This is a genomic window from Streptomyces lincolnensis (assembly GCF_021173675.1).
In the GTDB taxonomy this organism is placed as follows: Bacteria; Actinomycetota; Actinomycetes; order Streptomycetales; family Streptomycetaceae; genus Streptomyces; species Streptomyces lincolnensis_B.
On sequence record NZ_JAIHON010000016.1, the window covers coordinates 143542 to 165673 of the forward strand.

Here is a 22132-nt window from a genome sequence, read left to right on the forward strand (position 1 = left end):
CGCGTGAGGGCGGAATCGCGTCAACTGCGGTGATTCACAAGGGCGTCAGGGTTCCCCCGGACGGCCGAACACCCCCGGTCAACACTCACGTCGACCTCCCTGTACGGAGATCATCGCCTGGCGTGTCAACTTCCAGCCGTCGCCGTGTCGTTCGACGTAACCAAGTGATCGGAGTTCGTACAGTCTCGCGATCGCGTCGTCCTCGGTGGTCAGCGCACCGCGCGCGATCTCCTCCACGGTCGCCGCCCGGGGCCCGGGCAGCGCGGCCAGGACCCGTCGGGCCGGCGCCTCCAGCAGGTCGCGGGGGAGCACGGGCCCGCGGCGGTCCGGAGCCAGCTCCCCCATGTCGCCGACCAGTTCGACGACGTCGGCGGCGTCCGTGACCAGCACCGCGTCCTGCCGCAGGAGTTCGTGCACGCCCGCCGACAGACCGCTGGTGGCCGGCCCGGGCACCCCTATCGTGTGACGGCCCAATCGCTGCGCCGCCCGTGCCGTGACGAGCGAACCGCTCCGGTGCGCCGCCTCGACGACCACGGTGCCCCGGGTGAGCGCCGCGATCACCCGGTTGCGCAGCACGAACCTGCTGGGTGTCGGATGGTCGCCGGGCGGCAACTCCCCCACCACCAGCCCCTGTTCCGCGAGCCTGCTGATCAACTGCGTGTGTCCGCGCGGGTAGGGCCGGTCGACACCGCAGGCGAGGACGGCGACGGTGGCACCGCCGGCCCCGAGGGCACCGCGGTGGGCGGCGCCGTCGACACCGTAGGCACCGCCGGAGACCACGACCCAGCCGCGCTCGGCGAGGCCGGCGGCGAGCGTGGCCGCCATGTGGGCGCCGTACTCGGTGCAGGCGCGGGCGCCGACCACGGCCACCGACCGCAGCGCCCACATCCGCAGACTGGCCCGGCCCCGTACCCACAGCCCCAGGGGACGCGCGTCCCCGAGATCGTCGAGCTGCCCCGGCCACTCGCCGTCCCCCGGCGCCACGAACCGCACCCCGGCCTCCCGCGCCACGGCGAGATCCCGCTCCGGCTCGGCCCGCCCGGCCCTGGCCAGCAGTCCGGCCCAGCGCTTCCCGCTCACCCCGGGCAGAGCGTCCTGCCCCGCCCGTAGCCGCCGCACCACCTCCCCCACCCCGAACTCCCGCACCCACCGCCCGGCGACCTCGTCACCGGGCTCGATCACCCGCGCGAGAAAGACCCGGCCGAGCACCTCGGTGTCCGGGGCGTCGCCGATGCTCACGTCAGCGCCCCGATGGCCATGGGCACACCGCGCGGCACCCCCGTGCGCAGTTGCAGGGCCAGCGCCACGTCCGTCGCGTCCGGGCGCTCGTGGCCGACCAGGTCGGCGACGGTCCAGGCCACCCGCAGGACCCGGTCGAGCCCCCGGGCGGTCAGCACGCCCCGCTCCAGGTTCCGTTCCGCCTCGTCCATGGCCCCGGACGCGGGGTGCCATCGACTGCGCAGCTCACGGCCGGGGACCTCGCTGTTGGTGCGCCACGGAGTGCCGGCCAGACGGGCCGCCGCCCGCGCCCTGGCCTCCCGCACCCGGTCGGCCACCGTCGCCGTGGACTCTCCCCGCGCCGCGCACCCCGCCAGTTCGGCGCGGGTGACGCGGTCCACCTCGACCCTGAGGTCGACCCGGTCGAGGAGCGGACCGGACAGCCTGGCCTGGTAGCGCCGGATCGCCGAGGGCGGGCACTCGCACAGGTCGTTGGTGACGGAGAAGCGACCGCACGGGCAGGGATTGGCCGCGAGGACCATCAGGAACCTCGCCGGGAAGCGCACGACGCCCGCACTGCGCGCGATCACCACGTGCCCCGCCTCCAGGGGCTGCCGCAGGGCGTCCAGGGCCTGGCTGTTGAACTCGGGGGTCTCGTCCAGGAAGAGCACTCCCCGGTGGGAGAGCGAGACCGCCCCGGGCCGTGCGATGCCCTGGCCGCCGCCGACCAGCGCCTGCATGGTGGCCGAGTGGTGCGGCGCGCAGTACGGGGCGACGTCGATCAGCGGTTTGCCCGGGGGCAGCAGGCCCGCCACCGAGTGCACGGCCGTGACCTCCAGCGACTCCTGCCGGCTGAGCCTGGGCAGAATGGCGGGCAGGCGCTCCGCCAGCATGGTCTTCCCGGCGCCGGGCGGTCCTTCCAGGAACAGGTGGTGCCCGCCCGCCGCCGAGACCTCCACCGCCGTACGGGCGGAGATCTGGCCGACGACGTCGGAGAGGTCGTGGCCGTGGTCGAGCTGGGCGGCCCCCATGCTGTGCATCCCGGTGGCCGCGCCCGTCCCCGGTACGCGCAGTCCGGCGAGGAGCGGGTCGGGACGGCCGGCGTCCACCGGTTCCTCCTCGGGCACGGGCTCGTCCGCGAGGACCGCGATGAGCTGGCGCAGGCTGCGCACCCCGAGCACGGACACGCCCGGCACCAGCGAGGCCTCGGCGGCGGCGCATTCGGGCACGACCACCTGTTCGTAGCCGGAGTCCGCCGCGGCGAGCACCGCCGGCAGGATGCCCCGGACCGGCCGCACCCGCCCGTCCAGGCCCAGTTCCCCGATCATCACGATGTCGGCGAGGACGCGCGGGTCGATCCGCTCGGCGGCGCCGAGCACCGCGCACGCGACGGCGAGGTCGAACCCCGAACCCGCCTTGGGCACCGACGCGGGGCTGAGCCCCACGGTCAGCTTCTTCTGCGGCCACTCCGCCCCGGCGTTCACCACCGCCGCCCGGACCCGGTCCCGGCTCTCCGTCAGGCTCTTGTCCGGCAGCCCCACCAGCGTGAACGCGGCGACTCCCGGTTCGAGGTCGGCCTGGACCTCGACCACCACGCCCTCGACACCGACGAGCGCCACGGAACAGGTGCGTGCGAATCCCATGTCAGGCCACCCCCCGCGCGTGCTCGACGCGGGGCGCGCCGCGGCTGGGCAGCACGACGCCGACCAGGTCGATGCGGACACCTCCCGGCGGTGCGCCTCCGTGGGCCTGGATCCAGCGTTCGGCGAGGCCCCGGAGCCGTTCGGCCTTCTCGGGGGTCACGGCGGCCATCGGGTGCTCGAAGGGACCCGCGCGCCGTGTCTTGACCTCGCAGACGACCAGGACGTCGCCGTCCCTGGCCACGATGTCGATCTCGCCCGTCCTGCCGCAGCGCCAGTTGCGCTCCAGGACCGTCATACCGGCCTCGACCAGCCGCCGCGCGGCCAGGGTCTCGCCGTACTTGCCGAGTGCGCTTCGTGCGTTCATGTCGGCACCACCTCCGGCACCGACGATCACGCATCCCGACCCACCGAGTTGATCTTGGTGGGTTACTCGCCGGTTGTGGATAACTCCGTCACCCGGGCGAGGGACGCTCACCCGCCGGGAAGCTCCAGGTCGCTCTTGTTCAGCTCCTCGATGTTCACGTCCTTGAACGTGAGCACGCGCACCTGTTTCACGAACCGCGCCGGCCGGTACATGTCCCACACCCAGGCGTCCGCCATGGACACCTCGAAGAACACCTCACCCTGGACCGAGTGGACCTGCATCTCGTAGTCGTTGGTGAGATAGAAGCGCCGCTCGGTCTCGATCACGTATTTGAACAGACCGACGACATCGCGGTACTCCCGGTAGAGCTTGAGCTCCATCTCGGTCTCGTACTTCTCGAGGTCCTCGGCGCTCATGGCATGTTCCCCTTCAGCCGTGCGGTCCCACCATTGTGCGCCAGTCCCATGAGCCCCTAGACGATTTCGGTGTCCAGGGTCACGGGCCCGGCCGGGGGACCTTCGTCGAGCAGCCTCTGCAACAGCTCGGCGAGTCTGGTCGGATACACCGTCTCATGTGACCGGCTCAGTTCCCGACACGACCGCCAGCGCGCTCCGGCGACGCTGCGCCGTTCCAGTTCGGTCAGGCCCACGGGCACGGTGGCCGTCTGGGTGGTACGGGCCAGGTAGTACCACTCGTCCTGGTCCCAGCGGCGGCCCGCGAACGGGAAGGAGCACGTCCGCCGCCACAGCACCGGGCCGAGCTCGACCTCGGTGATGCCGGTCTCCTCGGCGAGTTCCCTGAGCGCGGCCTCTTCACGAGTCTCCTCGCCCTCCAGTCCGCCGCCGGGGGTGAACCACCAGTCGTCGGCCGGGTCGTCCGGCTCGTGGCCGTGCAGCAGGAGGATGCGGTCCCGCGGGTCGAGCAGCACCACGCGGGCGACCTTGCGCAGCCCGCCGCCCTCGAAGGAGCCGGTGTCCACCGCCTCAGTGGGCACCGGCGGGCTCCGTCCGCCCCGGGGACCGGCGGCCCCCGAGCCGCTTGGCGACCGGACCGTACGCGCCGCCGGCGAGGACCAGCACCCCGCCCGCGACGATCAGCGTGAGGATCAGACGCAGCGGCCCGGGCGTGGAGAGCGCGCCGAGCGGTTCGAAGCCGGTGGGCCGCTGCAGCATGCCGTTCATGGGCCACACGACGGCGTCCACACGGGCCGACACGGCGCTCTGCGCCACCGTGCCCTGGGCCGCGTCGGTGAGGTGGGCCGTGGAGTCCAGGGAGCCCTGGCGCTCGTCCCCGAGGAGGAACAGCCGGCCCTTGGGCACGGTCACGGTCGGGAAGTTCGAGATCTCGGCCGCGGTGCCGGCGGGCAGATACGGCTCGTCGATCTGCTTGCCGTTCACGGTCAGCCTGCCGTCGGTGCAGCAGGCCACGGTGTCCCCGCCGACGGCGACGACCCGCTTGACGACCAGGGCGTTGGTCACCCAGGAGGTGTCCTTGAAGACGACGACGTCGCCCCGGCGTACCTCGTCGCCGTCCACGCGCTCGGCGAGCACCCGGTCACCGGCGTCGATCGTCGGCGTCATCGAGCTGGTGGGCACGGTGTAGGGCCTGTAGAGCACCGCTCCCCAGGCGAATCCCGCGACGAACAGCACAAAGCCCAGTGCGACGGCCACTCCGGACACCATCCGTCCGGTCCGGCTGCCCACCGGGCCCGTGCCAGTGCCTCCGCTGCGCGGGGCCGTACGTGTCGTGCTCTCGCCACCCATGGGTCCGCACCCTACCCGGCGGTACCTGACCCGGTCAGCCCTTCCGGGCCGACCAAGGTCATCCGCCGGACGAGGCTTTAGCAAGGTTTGACGAACCGGGGACCGTCCCGCCCCGCCGGGCGATCGGGGGCGCTCAGCGCTTGTCGTCGGCCCCGGCCTTCCGGCGGCGCCACAGCGCCACCGGCACCACACCGACGAAGGCGAGGGCGTTCGGCGCGACCGTGAGCGCGGCGGCGTTCAGGCCGTCCTGGCCGAAGGTGTCCGGGACCGGCAGTGTGCCCCAGCGGTTGATCGGCCAGGCCTTCACGATGGCCCGCCCGACGACCTCGTCGACCGGCACCATGCCGTGGTACTTGTCGTTCTGGTTGTAGCGCGAGTCCCGCGAGTTCTGCCGGTGGTCGCCCATCACCCAGATGAAGCCCTTGGGCACCTTCACCGTGAACTGGCCGCCCTGGTCGTCGACGCTGCACGGGGTGTTGCCCGGGTAGACGTACGACGCCTCGTTCAGCGCCTTGCCGTTGACCCTCACCGGGCCGCTGCCCTCGCAGGAGACGGTGTCGCCGCCCACGCCGATGACCCGCTTGATCAGGTCCTTCTCCTCGGCGGACGGCATCAGGCCGACCCAGCTGAGGACCGTCTGAAAGGCGTTCGGCTCGGGCGGCGCCTCGCCCACCAGCCAGTTGGTCGGGTCGTGGAAGACGACCACCTCGCCCCGCTCGGGCTCGGAACCGAACCACGGGGTCAGCTTGTCGACCAGGACGCGGTCACCCTCCTGGAGGGTGTTCTGCATCGAGTCGGACGGGATCGAGAACGCCTGCACGAGGAACGTCTTGATCAGCAGCGCGAGCACGAGCGCGATACCGATCAGGATGGGCAGCTCCTTCCAGAAGGAGCGCGGCTTCTTCGGCCCGGGGGCCGAGCCGCCGGACCCCTGGTCGCCCGTCCCGCTGTGCTCGCTCACCGTGCCGTCCTCGGGCGCCCCGGAGTCATTCCCGGAGGTCACGGCGCCGTCCGCGGCCTGGACGGGAGTCTCCGCGGATCCTCCGCGGTGTTCCTCGCCATCGTGCCCGGACCGTGCGCCTACCGCCACATCCCCCACGCCAACTCCTTACTCTGCGCCGCTGCCTGCCCCAGACACGGCGCAGGCCCACCACTCCCATAACGAGCGGGAGTTCCGCAGGGCTCGGGAGTTGAATCGATCGATTCGGATTGTCGGGTGCAACCCTAAGCGACGGCGGAGCGGTGGCGGTCGCCCCGGATGCCGAGTCGGTGACGGAAGCGTAGGTTTTCGGCTCCTTGAGCGAGGTCCAGTGGCCGAACGGCCAGGCGATGACCATGGCCCGGCCGACCACCGAGTCCTCGGAGACCGTGCCGCCGTAGTCGGTGTCCTGGTGGGCGCGCGAGTCCGCGGAGTTGGCGCGGTGGTCGCCCATGACCCACAGCCGTCCCTGCGGGACGGTGATGTCGAACTCGGTCGTGGAGGGGGCGTTCCCCGGGTAGAGGTAGTCCGTCTCGCTCAGGGGAACGCCGTTGACCGTGACCCGCCCCTGAGTGTCGCAGCACTTGACGCGGTCGCCGCCGACGCCGACGACCCGCTTGATGAGGTCCTTCTCGTTGTCGGACGGCAGCAGACCGATGAAGGTGAGACCTTCCTTGACCTGCTTGACGACGACGGGGTCCTCCTTCTTCGTGGTCGTCTGCTCGTCCTGGAGCCAGCCGCCCGGGTCCTTGAAGACGACGACGTCCCCGCGCGTCGGCCTGGAGCCGAACCACGGGGTGAACTTGTCGACCAGGACGCGGTCGCCGATCCGGATCGTCTGCTCCATCGAGCCGGACGGGATCACGAACGCCTGGACGAGGAAGGTCTTCAGCACGAGGGCTATGAGGACCGCGACGCCGACGAGGAGCGGTATCTCCTTGATCGCGGAGCGCCTGCGGCGTCGCTTGACCTTGCGCTGGAGCTTGCGCCGCTCGGCGCGGCTGCGGCCGCCGGCCGGTCCGGCGGTGCGCCGGGCCCCTGTGGGCAGCAGGTTGTCGGCCGCGCTGCTCGACGCGCCGCGCGGTTTGCCACGGTTACCCATGGGCGCCCGCCGGGGTCCGCGCGCCGGGGGCGGGCACGCGCGCGTAGGCGTCGGGGCGGTGCAGACGGGCCGCGTGCCCCGCGGGCCAGACGATCCAGTCGGCCCGGCCGATGACGTCGCCGACGGGGATCATGCCGCCGCCGGGTGAGCCCAGGTGGTCGCGGGAGTCGCTGGAGTCGCTGCGGTGGTCGCCGAGGACGAACAGGGTGCCCGCGGGCACGACGACGTCGAAAGGCACCGAGGACGGGCTGTCGCCGGGGTACAGGAACGTCGACTCGTCGACGGACCGGCCGTTCACCTCGATCCTCCCCTCCTTGTCACAGCAGACCACGTGGTCGCCCCCCACGCCCACGACGCGTTTGACGTAGTCCGCATCCCCGAAATACCCAGTTCCGTCGAACACCACCACGTCACCGCGGAGCGGTTCGGCACCGAAACGGTACGCCAACTTATTTACGAGAACGCGGTCCCCGATCCTCAATCCGTTTTCCATGGATCCGCTGGGAATCTGGAAGGGCCGCGCCACGAAGGTGCTCAGCAGCAGCAGAAAGAGCAGGCAGACCAGCAGCGTCAGGGTGATCCGGCCGCCGGGGACCCATTCCGCGAGCCGGGACACCAACGCGAAACGCGACCGGCCCTCCGGTCCCTCCACGGCCGAGGTCTGCTCGGTCGGGGAAGGGCGGGAGGAGCGGTCGCGCTCCGTCGGCTGTGCTTCGGTGTCCATCGGGGCCAGATGTTATCCGGCCCCTGCTCGGACCCCTGAACGCGAGATCAGTTCTCGCGCTTCTCCTTGATCTTCGCGGCCTTACCGCGCAGCTCGCGCAGGTAGTACAGCTTGGCGCGACGCACGTCACCCTTGGTGACGAGCTCGATCTTCTCGACGATCGGGGTGTGCACCGGGAAGGTGCGCTCGACGCCGACGGAGAAGGAGACCTTGCGGACCGTGAAGGTCTCGCGGACACCGGCGCCCTGGCGACGGATGACCACGCCCTTGAACTGCTGCACACGGGAGCGGTTGCCCTCGATGACGCGCACGTGGACGTTGACCGTGTCACCCGGGCGGAAGGCCGGGACGTCGCTGCGCAGCGACGCGGAGTCGACGGTGTCGAGCAGGTGAGACATGTCGTCTGCTTTCTTCGCTGATGCCACAGGTCATCAACGGGAGATAGATGTTCTGAAGGATGCTGTCCACGTCGGGGCGGGCGTCGTGTCCCCCTGTGGCAGGGGCGCACGCCGGACGGCGCACAACAGCGACCTATTGTTCCATGCCCTCTGGCCTGCGCCAAAATCGGCCGTACGGCTCGCCCTCGGGGTCCGGTGCCCAGCCCAGGATGGAGAGCATCTCGCGGTCCTTCTTGTCGAAGGCCTTGGGGTCGCAGGTCTCGATCAGGTCGGGCCGGTTGGCCGCCGTCCGCCGAAGGGCCTCGTCGCGCCGCCAGCGGGCGATCTTCCCGTGGTGCCCGCTGAGCAGCAGGTCCGGGACACCGCGGCCGCGCCACTCGGGCGGCTTGGTGTAGACGGGGCCCTCCAGGAGGTTGGCCATCGCGCCGGGCGCGAAGGAGTCGTCCCGGTGGGACTCGGCGTTGCCCAGGACTCCGGGCAGCAGCCGCGCCACGGCCTCCGTGACGACGAGCACGGCCGCCTCGCCGCCGGCGAGGACGTAGTCGCCGATGGAGACCTCGTAGACCGGCATCCGGGTCGCGTACTCGTCGATGACCCGGCGGTCGATGCCCTCGTAGCGGGCGGGCGTGAAGACCAGCCAGGGCCGCTCGGAGAGCTCCACGGCGAGTTCCTGGGTGAAGGGGCGGCCGCTCGGGGTGGGGACGATGAGGGCGGGCGCGTGGGAACCCGCCTCGTAGCCGTCCGCCAGCACGGAGTCCAGCGCGTCGCCCCAGGGCTCGGTCTTCATGACCATGCCGGGCCCGCCGCCGTACGGGGTGTCGTCGACGGTGTTGTGGCGGTCGTAGGTCCACGCGCGCAGGTCGTGCACCCGCACGTCCAGCTGGCCACGCGCGCGTGCCTTGCCCACGAGGGAGACGTTCAGCGGTTCGAGGTACTCGGGGAAGATCGTGACGACGTCGAGGCGCATCGGCTACGACTCTTCCCGCGACGAGGCGATCTCCGCCTGGTCGTCGATGAGTCCCGGGGGCGGGTCGATGACCGCCCTCTGCTCCTCCAGGTCGATCTCGGTGACGATCTCCTCGACGAACGGGATCATCACCTCGCTGCCGTCGGGCCGCTCGACGATGAAGAGGTCCTGCGAGGGCAGGTGCGAGATCTCTGTGATCCGGCCCACCTCGACGCCGTCCTTGGTCACGACGTCGAGATCCATGAGCTGGTGGTCGTAGTACTCGTCCTCCTCCTCGGGCAGCTCCTCCGGGTCGACCTCGGCGATCAGGAGGGTGTTGCGCAGCGCCTCGGCGGCGGTCCGGTCGCGGACGCCTTCGAAGCGCAGCAGGAGGCGACCGCTGTGCACGCGGCCCGTCTCGATGGTGAGCGGGCCGGTGGCGGCCGGGTCGGTGGCCAGGACGGCGCCGGGGGCGAGCCTGAGCTCCGGCTCGTCGGTGCGGACCTCGACGGTGACCTCGCCCTTGATGCCATGGGCGCGGCCGATGCGAGCGACTACCAGCTGCACTTCTCTAGATCTCCTGTCATACGGCCGTCCCTACGACCGGCCGTCCTTACGACGTCGGGCCGGGAACGGCCCTGTGGCCCTCCCCGGCCCGAGCCGGTGCTGCGTTTGGCGTCAGCGGACGTGGTCGACGTCGACGAGGTCGACGCGGACACCACGGCCGCCGATGGCGCCCACGACGGTGCGCAGAGCGCGTGCGGTGCGGCCGTTGCGGCCGATCACCTTGCCGAGGTCGTCGGGGTGGACCCGGACCTCCAGCACACGCCCGCGACGCAGGTTGCGCGACGCGACCTGCACATCGTCAGGATTGTCGACGATGCCCTTCACGAGGTGCTCGAGAGCCTCCTCGAGCATGCTCAGGCCTCGGTCGACGCGGACTCGGCGGGAGCCTCGTCCTTCTTCTCAGCCTTCTTCTTCTGGGTGATCGCCTCACCCTTGCCCTCGTCGTCGCCACCGAGCGCCTCGAAGGACGGACGCGCCGCCTTCTCGGCCGGCTGGAGCAGCGGCGCCGGGGCGGGCTCGCCCTTGAACTTCTGCCAGTCGCCGGTCTTCTTCAGGATGGCGAGCACGGGCTCGGTCGGCTGGGCGCCGACACCGAGCCAGTAGGCGACGCGGTCGGCGTCGACCTCGATGCGCGAGGGGTTCTGCACCGGGTGGTACAGACCGATCTCCTCGATCGCACGGCCGTCACGGCGCGTGCGGGAGTCGGCGACAACGATGCGGTAGTGAGGCGCGCGGATCTTGCCCAGACGCTTCAGCTTGATCTTGACTGCCACGGAAGTGGTGTCTCCTGGTCTTGACGTGGTTGGGCACGGCGAGATTGCCGCGTGGGGTTGCGGTACCCGAGTGCCCGATGGACGCGTCAGCCGGAGGAGAGAGGGGTCCTGTGCGGCTGTCGAGTACAGCTAGCCATTGTGCCACACCCCGCGGGTCGCCTCGGACCGAGCCCGTGGTGAGGCACGCCTGAGCGGCACCCGGCGCCGTGGTGAACGGCTCGGGTGCGCGGGACGGGCGCTCGCGGGGTGCCGCCTGATGGCGGCGGCACCCCGCCCGGGGCCTCACGCTCGACCGGCAGCCACGAGATGCCGGTGCTGGATCGGCCGCGTCAGCTCGCCGCCGCCCCCACGACCTCCGGGATACGGAACGGCTTCCCGCAGCCGCCGCACACGATCGGGGCCTGGGCCAGGACCGAGGGGACGACGCGGACGTTGCGACCGCAGTCGCAGACCGCCTTGACCCGGACGCCGCCCCCGGAGGAGCCGTGCCGGGCGGCCGGTCCGCGGAAGGAGCGGGCCGTGTCCGCCGCGGTCGCCGCGGTGTGCGCCTTGAGGGCGCGCTGGAGGTGTTCGATGGTCGGGCGGTAACGACGCTTCGCCTCGGGGGTGAGCGTGACCAGGGAGAAGCCGCTGCTGGGGTGCGGCTCCTCGGGGTGGTCCAGGCCCAGCTCCTCGGCGATCGCGAGGAATCTGCGGTTGTGGTAGCGGCCGGCACGGGAGGTGTCGCGGATGCCGCGCGAGGCGGCGATGCCATGGACTGCCTCGTGAAGCAGTCGCTCGAAGGAGAGCTCGTGACCGCACGCGGACGACGACTCCCCGATCAGGGACTCTGGCGCGGCAAGGTCCGGCAGCTCGGGGTGGTACCGCTGAATGTCGGCCCACGCCTGTGCCAGCTCTGCGGCGAGAACAGGTGGTGTCTGTGTCGTGCTCACGTAATGACAACGAGCCAGGGTGCCGCTGTGTTCCTATTCCGGGGCATCCCAAATAATTTGCACGTACCCGTCAGTTGCCGCTGATGCGTCCTGACGAGGGCGGGTGCGCTGATCTGCGGAGAAGCCTCGCAGCTCGTAACAAGCTGGTGCGTAGTGTGAGGTACGACCCGGCGCGTAGATCGTGTCCACGCGCCGGTGCGAGTGTGGTCGGCCGGTGCGCAAGGGGCGTTTCGGTCGCTCTCCCACCGGAAGGCCGTCACCTCAGTAAGCGCGCGCCACGATCGCGACGTTACCCGGAGCGTCGTCGGCGTCGGGCACCGACCCGTCCTCGGCGACCAGACACCGTACGGTCGCCACGTGCTCCCCCAGCCTGGCCTCGCCCTCTTCGCCGAGGACCGCCCACGGGATGCGCGCCCAGCCGCCGGCGACGGCCGCCTCGACCGCCTCCTCGACCGTCGACACCTCGGACGTCCGGGACAGGCGGCGCTCCCGGGCCTGGGTCAGCAGCAGCGCCTGGTCCTCCTCCAGGATCCCGGGAAGCAGCGCCACCAACGAGTCCAGGGAGACCGGTTCCTTGCCGCCCGGGATCCGGCGGGCCAGCATCGCGGTGCCGTTCTCCAGGTCACGGGGCCCGATCTCGATCCGCACCGGGACGCCCTTGAGTTCCCAGTCGACGGCGCGGCGCCCGAAGGGGGTGTCCACCCGGTCGTCCACCTGGACCCGGACGCCCGCGGCCCTCAGCCGGTCGCCGACCTCGCGGACCTTGGCCAGAACCTGTTCGTCCCCCTTGATGGCGAGAACCACCACCTGGATCTGCGCCAGCCGCGGCGGGACACGCAGGCCGTTGTCATCGCCGTGCATCATCACCAGGGCGCCGATCATGCGGGTGGTCGAACCCCAGGAGGTCTGCCAGACCAGTTCCTGGGTGCCGTCCTTCGACAGGTACGAGGTGTTGAAGGCCTTGGCGAAGTTCTGGCCCAACTCGTGGCTGGTGGCCATCTGGAGGGCCTTGCCGTCGCCCATCATGCCTTCCAGCGTGAGGGTGTTGACGGCACCGGCGAACCGCTCCTTGACGGTCTTGCGGCCGGGGACGACGTCCATCGCGAGGACGTCGACCATGAAGTCCTCGTAGACCTCGCGGTGGATGTGCGCGGCGAAGTCCCGCGCGTCCTCGTAGGTGGCGTGCGCGGTGTGCCCCTCCTGCCACAGGAATTCGGTCGTACGGAGGAACAGGCGCGGCCGGAGCTCCCAACGCACCACGTTCGCCCACTGGTTGATCAGCAGGGGCAGGTCCCGGTAGCTCTGCACCCACTTGGAGAAGTAGTCGTTGATGATCATCTCGGAGGTGGGGCGGACGACCGCCGGCTCCTCCAGCTCCTTGCCGCCGCCGTGCGTGACGACCGCGAGTTCCGGCGCGAAGCCCTCGACGTGGTCGGCCTCGCGGGTGAGGTACGACTGCGGGATCAGGAGGGGGAAGTACGCGTTCTGGGTACCCGTCGCCTTGATGCGGGCGTCCATCTCGGCCTGCATCCGCTCCCAGAGGCCGTACCCGTACGGTCGGATGACCATGGTGCCGCGCACCGGACCGTTGTCGGCCAGCTCGGCCTTGTTGATCAGATCCTGGTACCAGCGGGGGAAGTCGTCCGCCCGCGGCGTGAGAACGGGTGCCTTGGCCATGGCGTGATCGTACGGGCCCACGTTGCCGGGATGTGAATTCTCGCCACAAGCACAGCGAACCCACAAGCCGGGGCCCGACAACCCCTGGACGAGCGGTCGAGTGCGGAGTTACCTGGCATACGGGGGGAGTGCGAGCGCACTGGCACGGGGGCCATGCAAACGGGCACAGGGGAAACTCTCGGCGGATTGGGGCGCTTACCTATGACACCTACGCTCGTGCGGCAGCACCGGCCGTCCGCGGGAGGACTACCCCGCGTGGACCGCGGTGCACGCGCGCGTGACTGGTCCGAGATCCAGGAGCGGATGCTGGTCCCGCTCTATGAGGCCGTCTACGAGCGACTGGACGTGGGCCCCGCGACCCGGGTGCTGGGCCTCGGCTGCGGCAGTGGGCTCGCCCTGCTGATGGCGGCCGCCAGAGGCGCCGCGGTGACCGGTGTCGACGAGTCCCGCCCCGAACGGCTGGCTCTCGCGCGCCAGAGGCTGCTGCCGGAGTCCTGGGGCACGCGCACGCGTGCCGACACCCGGCTCGTCGAGGGCACGCCCGAGGACGTGGCCGACGCGGACTCGCCCGCGTACACCCTGGTGACCTCCTTCGAGCCCATCGGGTGTCTGGCGGGTGACTCGGAGGGGCTCGGGGAACGGCTCGCCGCGGCGGTGCCGCTCGCCGAGCGGGGGACGCCCGTGGTGCTGGTCGGCTGGGGTCCGCCGGAGCGCTGTGCCACCTCGTCCGTGCTGCGGGTGGCCACCAAGCTGGCGGATCCGCTGCGCAGCACGGGCAGTTGGCGCCCCGCCCTCCGTGACGACCTGGAGGAGGTCGCCCATCGGGCCGGGCTCAGGCCGGACGGCTCCGGCCGGGTCGCCTGCCCGTTCGGGTACGCCGACCTGGACAGCGCGGTACGGGGACTGCTCTCGACGGGACTCTTCGACGCGGCGATCGCGGCGACCGACCAGGTGCAGGTGGACAAGGAGCTCACCGAGGCCCTGCACCCGCACCAGCGCCGGGACGGCACGGTGTGGATGCCGAACGTGTTCCGGTATCTGATCGCACGGGTGCCCTGACCCACCGTCAGTCGTCCTTGGTCAGCCGGGAGATCCCCGCGATCCGGTACGCGTCCGCCTCCTCCAGCGTCTCGTTCGCCAGCAACGCCTCGGCGAGCGCGTCCAGTTGTCCCCGGTGCTCGGCGAGCTTGCGGCACGCCTCGTCGTAGCACTCGTCGACGATCCGGCGCATCTCGCTGTCGATCACGTCGAGGGTCTGGGGCGCGGCGGACAGGCCGTACGCCTGCTGGGCGTCGTTCGGGAGGGCGGAGAGGCGGCCGACGCGGTCGCTCATGCCCCAGCGGGCGACCATCCCCCGGGCGATGCCCGTGACCTGTTCGAGGTCGTTCTCGGCACCGGTGGTGACCACGCCGTAGACGACCTGCTCGGCCGCCATGCCGCCGAGGGCGCCGATGATCCGGCCGCGCAGGTACTCCTCGGTGTACGCGTACTTGTCCGCGTCCGGCGTCGAGAGCGTCACGCCGAGCGCGCGCCCGCGCGGGACGATGGTGATCTTGCGGACCGGGTCGGCACCGGGCTGCAGCATGCCGAGCAGGGCGTGTCCGCTCTCGTGGTAGGCGGTGCGCCGGCGCTCCTCCTCGGGCATCACCAGCGGGCGTTCGGCGCCCAGTTGGACCTTCTCCAGCGCCTCCGAGAGGTCGGTCCGGGTGACCTTGTCCTGCTGCCGCTTGACCGCGAGCAGGGCGGCCTCGTTGGCGAGGTTGGCCAGTTCGGCGCCGGTCATGCCGGGGGTCGTACGGGCGACCTGGGCGAGGTCGACGTCCTCGGCGAGGGGGATCTGCCGGGTGTGGATCTCCAGGATGGCCTCGCGGCCACCGCGGTCCGGGGGCGAGACCATGACCACCCGGTCGAAGCGGCCGGGGCGGGTCAGGGCCGGGTCCAGGACGTCGGCCCGGTTGGTCGCGGCGATCACGATGACGCCCTCCGAGCCGGAGAAACCGTCCATCTCGGTGAGGATCTGGTTCAGCGTCTGCTCGCGCTCGTCGTGGCCGCCCATGCCGGCACCGCCGCCGCGGGCCCGGCCGATGGTGTCGATCTCGTCGATGAAGATGATCGAGGGGGCCACCTTGCGGGCCTCGGCGAACAGTTCCCGCACCCGGGAGGCGCCGACACCGACGATCATCTCGATGAACTCGGAGGCGGACGCGGAGAAGAACGGCACGCCCGCCTCACCGGCCACCGCACGGGCCAGCAGCGTCTTGCCGGTACCGGGCGGTCCCGCCAGCAGCACGCCCCGCGGCATCTTGGCGCCCATACGGCGATAGGCGTCCGGGTTCTTCAGGAAGTCCACGACGTCGTTGAGCTCGCCCTCGACCTCGTCGATGCCGGCCACGTCCTGGAAGGTGGTGCGCTGCTCCCCCGCCTCCAGCTCGACCGGCTTGGGCGGGGCCTTGCGGCCGAGCATGCCGCCCGCGCCGCCCAGACCCGCCCGCATCCGGCGGGCGATGACGATCCACAGCACGACCAGGATCAGCATCGGGGCGAGCGCGATCAGCAGATTGGCCAGAAAGCTGCGCTGCTGGACGACCGGCTCGGCCGTGACGGTGACGCCGTGCTTGGTCAGGTCCTCCCAGAGCTGGTCGTCCGCGAAGGTCGGCCGCTCGGTCTTGAACTTGGTGTACGTCCCGTCGCCCTCGGGATTGTCCTGCTTCTTCTTCAGCTGGCCCTGGATCGCGTCACCCTTGGCGTAGATCTTGGTGACGTTGCCGTCGTCGACCTGCTTGCTGAACTCGGTGTAGGAGATCGTCGGCTCGTCACCGTCGTTGAAGAAGGACAGCACGAGGTTGGCGATCAGGTACACGACCAGCGCGGTGAGGGCCAGGCTCCACCAGCCGCCGCGCATCTTCCGTCCGCCCGGTGACGGCTTCGGCGGCTCCTCGGGGGTGCCTTCGGTACGCCAGGGCTGATCGGGGGACTTGCGCGGCGGCGCAGGGTTGGTCATATCGGGACGTTACGACACGGACCAACCCTTGGCATGCGCAGAAAGTGACCTCAGCCCATGAACTTCTTGAACTCGTCCGGCAGCTCGAAGTCCTGCGGCTGCTGCTGGCCCGGCACGCCGAAGGCGCCGCCCTGGGCCGCCGCGGCACGCCGTGCGGCCTCCTCCTGCTCCTGCTGCTTGCGCTTCATCGGGTTGCCGGAGCGCTGCTTGCCCTTGGCCTTCTTGACCTGCTTCTTCTGCCGGCCGGGGCCGCCGCCCATGCCCGGCACCCCGGGCATCCCCGGCATGCCGCCGCCCTGGGCCATGCGGGACATCATCTTGCGGGCCTCGAAGAACCGCTCGACCAGGTTCTTGACCGCGCTGACCTCGACGCCGGAGCCCTTGGCGATACGGGCGCGGCGCGAGCCGTTGATGATCGTGGCGTCGGCGCGCTCGGCCGGGGTCATCGACTTGATGATGGCGGCCGTGCGGTCGACGTCCCGCTCGTCCAGGTTGTTGATCTGGTCCTTGATCTGGCCCATGCCGGGCAGCATCCCGAGGAGCTTCGAGATGGAGCCCATCTTCCTGACCTGCTCCATCTGGGCCAGGAAGTCGTCCAGGGTGAAGTCCTGGCCCTTCTTGGACGCCAGCTTGGAGGCCATCTGAGCGGCCTCTTCCTGGCTGAACGTCTTCTCCGCCTGCTCGATCAGGGTGAGCAGGTCACCCATGTCGAGGATGCGGGAGGCCATCCGGTCCGGGTGGAAGGCGTCGAAGTCCTCGAGCTTCTCGCCGTTCGACGCGAACATGATCGGCTTGCCGGTGATCTGCCGGATCGACAGGGCCGCACCACCGCGGGCGTCACCGTCGAGCTTGGAGAGCACCACGCCGTCGAAGCCGACGCCGTCGCGGAAGGCCTCGGCGGTGTTGACCGCGTCCTGACCGATCATCGCGTCGACGACGAAGAGGATCTCGTCGGGCGAGACCGCGTCCCGGATGTCCGCGGCCTGGCGCATCATGTCCTGGTCGATGCCCAGGCGGCCGGCGGTGTCCACGATCACGATGTCGTGGACCTTCGACTTCGCGTGCTCGATGGAGTCCTTGGCGACCTTGACCGGGTCGCCCACGCCGTTGCCCGGCTCCGGCGCGAAGACGGCCACGCCGGCGCGGTCGGCGACCACGCTGAGCTGGTTGACGGCGTTCGGGCGCTGGAGGTCGGCGGCGACCAGGAGGGGCGAGTGGCCCTGCTCCTTCAGCCAGCGGCCGAGCTTGCCCGCGAGGGTGGTCTTACCGGCACCCTGGAGACCCGCGAGCATGATCACGGTCGGGGGCTGCTTGGCGAAGCGCAGACGCCGGGTCTCGCCGCCGAGGATCGTGACGAGCTCGTCGTTGACGATCTTCAGGACCTGCTGGGCCGGGTTCAGCGCCTTGGAGACCTCGGCGCCGAGGGCACGCTCCTTGACGTTCTTGATGAACGTCCGGACGACCGGCAGCGCCACGTCCGCTTCGAGGAGGGCGATGCGGATCTCGCGCGCGGTGGCGTCGATGTCCGCCTCGGAGAGCCGTCCCTTGCCGCGCAGGTTCTTGAAAGTCGCTGAGAGGCGATCGGAGAGAGTATCGAACACGGCGGCGTCGGTCCTCGGGGTCGGTGGCAGTGTGAGCGTCTTCCAGGGTATCGGGCCCCGCAAGACAATCGTCCCCGCCCGGTGCATACCGCGGGCGGGGACGAGGGAGCGCGGTTCCTCGCGGGGTCACCCCCGCAGCGTCTCCTCCAGCTTGCGTGCCACGCTCGCCGCCTCCCCGCTCGGCAGCGGCGTGCCCTCCTGGCCGGTGACGTAGAAGGCGTCGACGGCGTTCGCGCCCAGTGTGGACACATGAGCGCTGCGGGTACGGACGCCCGCGTCCTCCAGGGCGCTGCCGATGCGGAAGAGCAGGCCCGGGGCGTCCTGGGCGCGGACCTCGATGACGGTGGCGTGGCGGGAGGCGGCCGAGGCGACCGTCACCCGGGGCGGGGGCGCCACGACGCCCCGGCGGCGCGGATAGGCGGCGTCGCGCTCGGCGAGGCGCCCGGCGATGTCCAGCGAGCCGTCCAGGGCCCGGACGAGGTCGGCGCGCAGCCGGGCGGCCTGGGGCAGGGAGCCGTACTGGGCGGCGACCCGCCAGTTCAGCAGCAGCACGGAGCCCTCGACGCCGTCCGGCAGGTCCAGGGTGCGCAGTTCGGCGGTGCGGACCGTGAGGCGGTGCATGGCGAGGACGCCGGCGACCGCGGGCAGCACACCCGACTGGTCGGGGACGGCGATCAGCAGTTCCACGCCCAGCGGCTCCGGGTCCCCGGGCGGCTGGTCCTCCGCGACGGCCGGCGCCTCGGTCTGCGCGCGCAGCGACAGCACGGGGCTGCCGGTGGCGACCGCCTCGATCGCGAGCCGTTCCTGTTCGGCGGTGGGCGCGGCGTCCTCGGGGTCGTCCGGCTCGTCGCCGGCGAGGACCGCCGAGACCCGCTTGACCAGGTCGGCGACGAGCGAGCCGCGCCAGGACGACCAGGCGGCCGGGCCGGTGGCCAGCGCGTCCGCCTCGGTGAGCGCGTGCAGCAGCTCCAGAGTGCCCTGCGAGCCGACCGCCTCGGCGACCGAGCGCACGGTGGCCGGGTCCTCCAGGTCACGCCGGGTGGCGGTGTCGACGAGCAGCAGGTGGTGGCGTACGAGGGTGGAGAGCACCGCGACGTCCGCGCGGTCGAAGCCGATCCGGGCGGCCACGTCCTTGGCGATGATCTCACCGGCCACGGAGTGGTCGCCGGGCCAGCCCTTGCCGATGTCGTGCAGCAGGGCCGCGACCAGGAGCAGGTCGGGGCGGTGCACGCGGCGGGTGAACTCGGAGGCGCGGACGGCGGTCTCGATCAGGTGCCGGTCGACGGTCCAGATGTGCACGGCGTTGCGCTGCGGACGGCAGCGGACCCGCTCCCAGTCGGGCAGCAGCCGGGTGATCAGGCCCTCGGCCTCCAGCGCCTCCCAGACGTCGATGGTGGGCTGCCCGGAGCCGAGCAGGGTGACGAGCTGTTCGCGCGCCTCGGCGGGCCAGGGCGTGGGCAGCGGGCGCACGCCGGCCGCCATGCGCCGTACGGCGTGCAGGGAGAGCGGGAGTCCGGCCTGCGCGGCGGCGGCCGCGGCGCGCAGCGGGAGCACCGGGTCGCGGTCGGGGCGGGCGGCGCGGGCGAGCACCACCTCGCCGTCCTGCTCCACCACCCCCTCGGCGAGCGGGGAGCGCTCGGCGACCTGCTTGCCGCCCCCGAGCATGGCGCGCAGCCTCGGCCGCACGGCGCGCGACCTGAGGACGCGTCCCACTTCGCGCCAGGTGACATCACTGGCGTACGAGATGACCCGCGCCGCCTCGTAGACCTGGCGCAGCAGGGTGTCGGCGTCCAGCAGCCCCAGCTCGGCGGCGACCTGGTCCTGCTCCTGGAGGGCGAGCCGGTCGGTGGCGCGTCCAGTGGCCAGGTGCAGGGCGTCACGGACGTCGAGGAGCCGGCGGCGGGCGTCGTCGAGGCCCTCGCGCGGGGCGTCGGCCAGCCAGGAGGCGGCGACGGCACGCAGCGCGGTGGCGTCCCGCAGGCCGCCGCGGGCTTCCTTGAGGTCCGGCTCCAGGAGGTACTGGAGTTCGCCCTGGCGTTCGGCGCGCTCGGCGCACAGTTCCTGGAGTTCGGGCAGGCGCTTGGGGGCCTGGTTGCGCCAGTCGGCGAGGACGGCGGTGCGCAGTCCGGCGGTGAGGCCGAGGTCGCCCGCGATGTGCCGGGCGTCCAGCAGGCCGAGCTGGACCTTCAGGTCCTCGGCGGCCGTCTTCCGCGCCTCGGCCGGGGTGCGGACCGAGTGGTCGAGGGCGAGGCCCAGGTCCCACACGGGGTACCAGATGCGGTCGGCCAGCGCGGCCACCGCGGCGGAGTCGCCGCCGTCGTGCAGCAGGACGAGGTCCAGGTCGCTGCGGGGGGACAGCTCGCCTCTGCCGTAGCCGCCGACGGCGATCAGGGAGACGCCGCGCAGCTGCTCGGCGCCCGCGGCGAACAGCCCGGACAGCCAGTCGTCCGTCAGTTCGGAGAGCGCCGAACGGCGCGGCGGCCCGGACCGCACCCCCTCCTGGAGGAGGCGCAGCCGGGCCGCCGCATAGCCGCTGGGTCCCGAGTCCTCTACGTCCTTGTGCACGTCCGTGCTCGTCACCCAGCAGCTCCTGTTCGGTTCTTCTCTTCGGTCAGAGCGCGTCCGGGCCGCGCTCGCCGGTGCGTACCCGTACGGCGGTCTCGACCGGGAGGGACCAGACCTTGCCGTCACCGATCTTGCCGGTGCGGGCCGCCTTGACGATGACGTCGATCAGCTGCTCGGCGTCGTCGTCCTCGGCCAGCACCTCGATGCGGATCTTCGGGACCAGGTCGACGGTGTACTCGGCACCGCGGTAGACCTCGGTGTGGCCCCGCTGACGACCGTAGCCGCTCGCCTCGGTGACCGTCAGGCCGTGGACCCCGAAGGCCTGGAGGGCTTCCTTGATCTCGTCGAGCCGGTGCGGCTTGACGACGGCGGTGATGAGCTTCATGCGTCCACCTTCTTGCCTGCTCCTGCGGCGACCGGGGAGGGGGCGGCGGGCTTGGCGGAACCGCCGCCGGCGCCGCTGAAGTCGTATGCGGTCTCGGCGTGCTCGGCCTGGTCGATGCCGGCCACTTCCTCGTCCTCGGTGACCCGCATGCCGATGGTCTTGTCGAGGATGAGGGCGAGGATCGCGGAGACGATCAGCGAGTAGGCGAGGACACCGCCGACACCGGCGAGCTGCTTCCACAGCTGGGCCCACTCGTGCTTGCCGTAGAAGACACCGGCGACGTCGGACTGGCCCTTGCCGCTGGCGAAGAAGCCGATCAGGACCGAGCCGACGACACCGCCGACGAGGTGGACACCGACGACGTCGAGCGAGTCGTCGTAGCCGAACTTGTACTTCAGGCCGACGGCCATGGCGCACAGGACACCGGCGATGGCGCCGACGCAGATCGCGCCGACCGGGGTGACCGCACCACCGGAGGGGGTGATGGCGACCAGACCGGCGACCGCGCCGGAGGCGGCGCCCAGCGTGGTGAACGCGCCGTGGCGGATCTTCTCGTAGACGAGCCAGGCCAGCATGGCGGCGGCGGTGGCGATCTGCGTGTTGACGAACATCAGCGAGCCGACGCCGTCGTCGTTGCCGAGCCACGAACCGGCGTTGAAGCCGAACCAGCCGAACCACAGCAGACCGGCGCCGAGCATGACCAGCGGGAGGCTGTGCGGGCGCATGGGGTCGCGCTTGAAGCCGACGCGCTTGCCGATGACCAGGATCACGCCGAGGGCCGCGGCACCGGCGTTGATGTGGACCGCCGTACCACCGGCGAAGTCGATCACGCCCATGTCGAAGGCCCAGCCGCCCTCACCCCAGACCCAGTGGGCGACGGGGAAGTACACGACGGTGGCCCACAGCGCGATGAACAGCGCCCAGGCGCTGAACTTCACGCGGTCCGCGAGCGCGCCGCTGATCAGGGCGGGCGTGATGATCGCGAACATCAGCTGGAAGACGAAGAACACGAGCAGCGGGATGTTGTACGTGCCCCACAGTTCGCCCTTGTCGACGCCGCTGAGGCCCACCCAGTCGGAGTTCCAGCCGATGAGGCTGCCGGAGTCCGTACCGAAGGCCATGGAGAAGCCGTAGAGCGTCCACAGGATGGTGACGATCCCGAGGCTGATGAAGCTCATCATCAGCATGTTCAGGGTGCTCTTGACGCGGACCATGCCTCCGTAGAAGAAGGCCAGGCCCGGGGTCATGAGCATCACCAGGGCGGAACAGATGAGCATGAAACCTGTGTTGGCGGGCGACAGCTCTACCTTGTCTGCCGCCATCATGATGGCTGGTGCCATCGGCGTCTCCTCGTCATTGGTACGGCCCCGTGCGGGCGAAGCCTGAGCGGATTGAGGGGCGGGCCGGTTATGCGGCAAGAGATTGGCGCAGCGCGGTTTCGGTGGACGCCCCTCGTTGTTTCGCCGCCGTGACGAAGGCACCTCGGGTGTTACA

22 protein-coding genes are annotated in these 22132 nt (G+C 71.2%); 1 reads left to right on the forward strand and 21 read right to left on the reverse strand.

Annotation, left to right across the window (positions count from 1 at the left end):
- Positions 1–78 precede the first annotated feature (78 nt).
- The 16 genes from dprA to proS form a co-directional block, all read right to left on the reverse strand.
- Entirely contained in the window at positions 79–1239 is a 1161-nt protein-coding gene (gene dprA, locus K4B79_RS38660; protein ID WP_232032110.1) for a DNA-processing protein DprA, read from the reverse strand.
- Positions 1236–2861, reverse strand: a complete 1626-nt coding sequence (locus K4B79_RS38665; RefSeq protein WP_232032111.1) for a YifB family Mg chelatase-like AAA ATPase — start codon at positions 2859–2861, stop codon at positions 1236–1238. The genes dprA and K4B79_RS38665 overlap by 4 nt, the downstream gene beginning before the upstream one ends.
- Before the next feature lies 1 nt (position 2862).
- Entirely contained in the window at positions 2863–3225 is a 363-nt protein-coding gene (locus K4B79_RS38670) for a YraN family protein (protein WP_232032112.1), read from the reverse strand.
- Between the two features lie 107 nt (positions 3226–3332).
- Complete coding sequence (locus K4B79_RS38675; protein ID WP_003965949.1) at positions 3333–3641, reverse strand: DUF2469 domain-containing protein; 309 nt, start codon at positions 3639–3641, stop codon at positions 3333–3335.
- A 56-nt stretch (positions 3642–3697) separates the two neighbouring features.
- Positions 3698–4219, reverse strand: a complete 522-nt coding sequence (locus K4B79_RS38680) for an NUDIX hydrolase (RefSeq protein ID WP_232032113.1) — start codon at positions 4217–4219, stop codon at positions 3698–3700.
- Positions 4209–4988, reverse strand: a complete 780-nt coding sequence (gene lepB, locus K4B79_RS38685) for a signal peptidase I (protein WP_232032114.1) — start codon at positions 4986–4988, stop codon at positions 4209–4211. Before lepB (K4B79_RS38685) ends, K4B79_RS38680 begins: the two co-directional genes overlap by 11 nt.
- A 133-nt stretch (positions 4989–5121) precedes the next feature.
- Positions 5122–6087, reverse strand: a complete 966-nt coding sequence (lepB, locus tag K4B79_RS38690; protein WP_232032115.1) for a signal peptidase I — start codon at positions 6085–6087, stop codon at positions 5122–5124.
- Positions 5975–7069: a signal peptidase I gene (gene lepB / locus K4B79_RS38695; RefSeq protein WP_232032116.1), complete on the reverse strand. Its 1095-nt coding sequence runs from the start codon at positions 7067–7069 to the stop codon at positions 5975–5977. Before lepB (K4B79_RS38695) ends, lepB (K4B79_RS38690) begins: the two co-directional genes overlap by 113 nt.
- Entirely contained in the window at positions 7062–7793 is a 732-nt protein-coding gene (gene lepB, locus K4B79_RS38700; RefSeq protein WP_232032117.1) for a signal peptidase I, read from the reverse strand. The genes lepB (K4B79_RS38695) and lepB (K4B79_RS38700) overlap by 8 nt, the downstream gene beginning before the upstream one ends.
- Positions 7794–7840: 47 nt before the next feature.
- A complete protein-coding gene (gene rplS / locus K4B79_RS38705; protein ID WP_010044485.1) occupies positions 7841–8191 on the reverse strand; it encodes a 50S ribosomal protein L19 in 351 nt (116 codons plus the stop codon).
- A gap of 133 nt (positions 8192–8324) precedes the next feature.
- The gene (gene trmD / locus K4B79_RS38710) at positions 8325–9158 is read right to left on the reverse strand and encodes a tRNA (guanosine(37)-N1)-methyltransferase TrmD (RefSeq protein ID WP_232032118.1); all 834 of its coding nucleotides are present in this window, start codon (positions 9156–9158) and stop codon (positions 8325–8327) included.
- A gap of 3 nt (positions 9159–9161) precedes the next feature.
- The gene (rimM, locus tag K4B79_RS38715; RefSeq protein WP_232032119.1) at positions 9162–9704 is read right to left on the reverse strand and encodes a ribosome maturation factor RimM; all 543 of its coding nucleotides are present in this window, start codon (positions 9702–9704) and stop codon (positions 9162–9164) included.
- Between the two features lie 111 nt (positions 9705–9815).
- Positions 9816–10055 carry an RNA-binding protein gene (locus K4B79_RS38720; protein ID WP_003973401.1) on the reverse strand — a complete coding sequence of 80 codons (240 nt, stop codon included), beginning with the start codon at positions 10053–10055 and terminating at the stop codon, positions 9816–9818.
- A 2-nt stretch (positions 10056–10057) separates the two neighbouring features.
- Entirely contained in the window at positions 10058–10477 is a 420-nt protein-coding gene (gene rpsP / locus K4B79_RS38725; RefSeq protein ID WP_232032120.1) for a 30S ribosomal protein S16, read from the reverse strand.
- Between the two features lie 329 nt (positions 10478–10806).
- Entirely contained in the window at positions 10807–11409 is a 603-nt protein-coding gene (locus K4B79_RS38730) for a hypothetical protein (RefSeq protein ID WP_067440433.1), read from the reverse strand.
- 261 nt (positions 11410–11670) lie between these two features.
- Complete coding sequence (proS, locus tag K4B79_RS38735) at positions 11671–13086, reverse strand: proline--tRNA ligase (RefSeq protein WP_232032121.1); 1416 nt, start codon at positions 13084–13086, stop codon at positions 11671–11673.
- Positions 13087–13287: 201 nt separating this feature from the next.
- On the opposite strand from proS, the gene K4B79_RS38740 reads away from it, so the two are divergent.
- Positions 13288–14145 carry an SAM-dependent methyltransferase gene (locus K4B79_RS38740; RefSeq protein ID WP_232032122.1) on the forward strand — a complete coding sequence of 286 codons (858 nt, stop codon included), beginning with the start codon at positions 13288–13290 and terminating at the stop codon, positions 14143–14145.
- A 7-nt stretch (positions 14146–14152) separates the two neighbouring features.
- Here the strand turns inward: K4B79_RS38740 and ftsH are convergent, their stop codons facing one another.
- The 5 genes from ftsH to K4B79_RS38765 form a co-directional block, all read right to left on the reverse strand.
- Positions 14153–16087, reverse strand: a complete 1935-nt coding sequence (gene ftsH / locus K4B79_RS38745) for an ATP-dependent zinc metalloprotease FtsH (RefSeq protein ID WP_232032123.1) — start codon at positions 16085–16087, stop codon at positions 14153–14155.
- A 50-nt stretch (positions 16088–16137) separates the two neighbouring features.
- The gene (ffh, locus tag K4B79_RS38750) at positions 16138–17688 is read right to left on the reverse strand and encodes a signal recognition particle protein (protein ID WP_232032124.1); all 1551 of its coding nucleotides are present in this window, start codon (positions 17686–17688) and stop codon (positions 16138–16140) included.
- Between the two features lie 126 nt (positions 17689–17814).
- Positions 17815–20268 (reverse strand): [protein-PII] uridylyltransferase, encoded by a 2454-nt coding sequence (locus K4B79_RS38755; RefSeq protein WP_232032125.1) that lies wholly within the window; start codon positions 20266–20268, stop codon positions 17815–17817.
- A gap of 31 nt (positions 20269–20299) precedes the next feature.
- Positions 20300–20638, reverse strand: coding sequence for a P-II family nitrogen regulator (locus K4B79_RS38760; protein ID WP_003997576.1), 339 nt, complete (start codon positions 20636–20638; stop codon positions 20300–20302).
- Positions 20635–21978 (reverse strand): ammonium transporter, encoded by a 1344-nt coding sequence (locus tag K4B79_RS38765; protein WP_232032126.1) that lies wholly within the window; start codon positions 21976–21978, stop codon positions 20635–20637. Before K4B79_RS38765 ends, K4B79_RS38760 begins: the two co-directional genes overlap by 4 nt.
- Between the last annotated feature and the right edge of the window lie 154 nt (positions 21979–22132).

What these genes read in the sequence shown, in the direction of transcription:
- ftsH (WP_232032123.1), bottom strand. Translation starts at nt 16,087, where the DNA reads ATGACCAACCCTGCGCCGCCGCGCAAGTCCCCCGATCAGCCCTGGCGT.
- K4B79_RS38765 (WP_232032126.1), bottom strand. Translation starts at nt 21,978, where the DNA reads ATGGCACCAGCCATCATGATGGCGGCAGACAAGGTAGAGCTGTCGCCC.
- K4B79_RS38665 (WP_232032111.1), bottom strand. Translation starts at nt 2,861, where the DNA reads ATGGGATTCGCACGCACCTGTTCCGTGGCGCTCGTCGGTGTCGAGGGC.
- rplS (WP_010044485.1), bottom strand. Translation starts at nt 8,191, where the DNA reads ATGTCTCACCTGCTCGACACCGTCGACTCCGCGTCGCTGCGCAGCGAC.
- proS (WP_232032121.1), bottom strand. Translation starts at nt 13,086, where the DNA reads ATGGCCAAGGCACCCGTTCTCACGCCGCGGGCGGACGACTTCCCCCGC.
- lepB (WP_232032114.1), bottom strand. Translation starts at nt 4,988, where the DNA reads ATGGGTGGCGAGAGCACGACACGTACGGCCCCGCGCAGCGGAGGCACT.
- K4B79_RS38720 (WP_003973401.1), bottom strand. Translation starts at nt 10,055, where the DNA reads ATGCTCGAGGAGGCTCTCGAGCACCTCGTGAAGGGCATCGTCGACAAT.
- trmD (WP_232032118.1), bottom strand. Translation starts at nt 9,158, where the DNA reads ATGCGCCTCGACGTCGTCACGATCTTCCCCGAGTACCTCGAACCGCTG.
- K4B79_RS38760 (WP_003997576.1), bottom strand. Translation starts at nt 20,638, where the DNA reads ATGAAGCTCATCACCGCCGTCGTCAAGCCGCACCGGCTCGACGAGATC.
- K4B79_RS38740 (WP_232032122.1), top strand. Translation starts at nt 13,288, where the DNA reads ATGACACCTACGCTCGTGCGGCAGCACCGGCCGTCCGCGGGAGGACTA.
- lepB (WP_232032117.1), bottom strand. Translation starts at nt 7,793, where the DNA reads ATGGACACCGAAGCACAGCCGACGGAGCGCGACCGCTCCTCCCGCCCT.
- K4B79_RS38675 (WP_003965949.1), bottom strand. Translation starts at nt 3,641, where the DNA reads ATGAGCGCCGAGGACCTCGAGAAGTACGAGACCGAGATGGAGCTCAAG.
- lepB (WP_232032116.1), bottom strand. Translation starts at nt 7,069, where the DNA reads ATGGGTAACCGTGGCAAACCGCGCGGCGCGTCGAGCAGCGCGGCCGAC.
- K4B79_RS38670 (WP_232032112.1), bottom strand. Translation starts at nt 3,225, where the DNA reads ATGAACGCACGAAGCGCACTCGGCAAGTACGGCGAGACCCTGGCCGCG.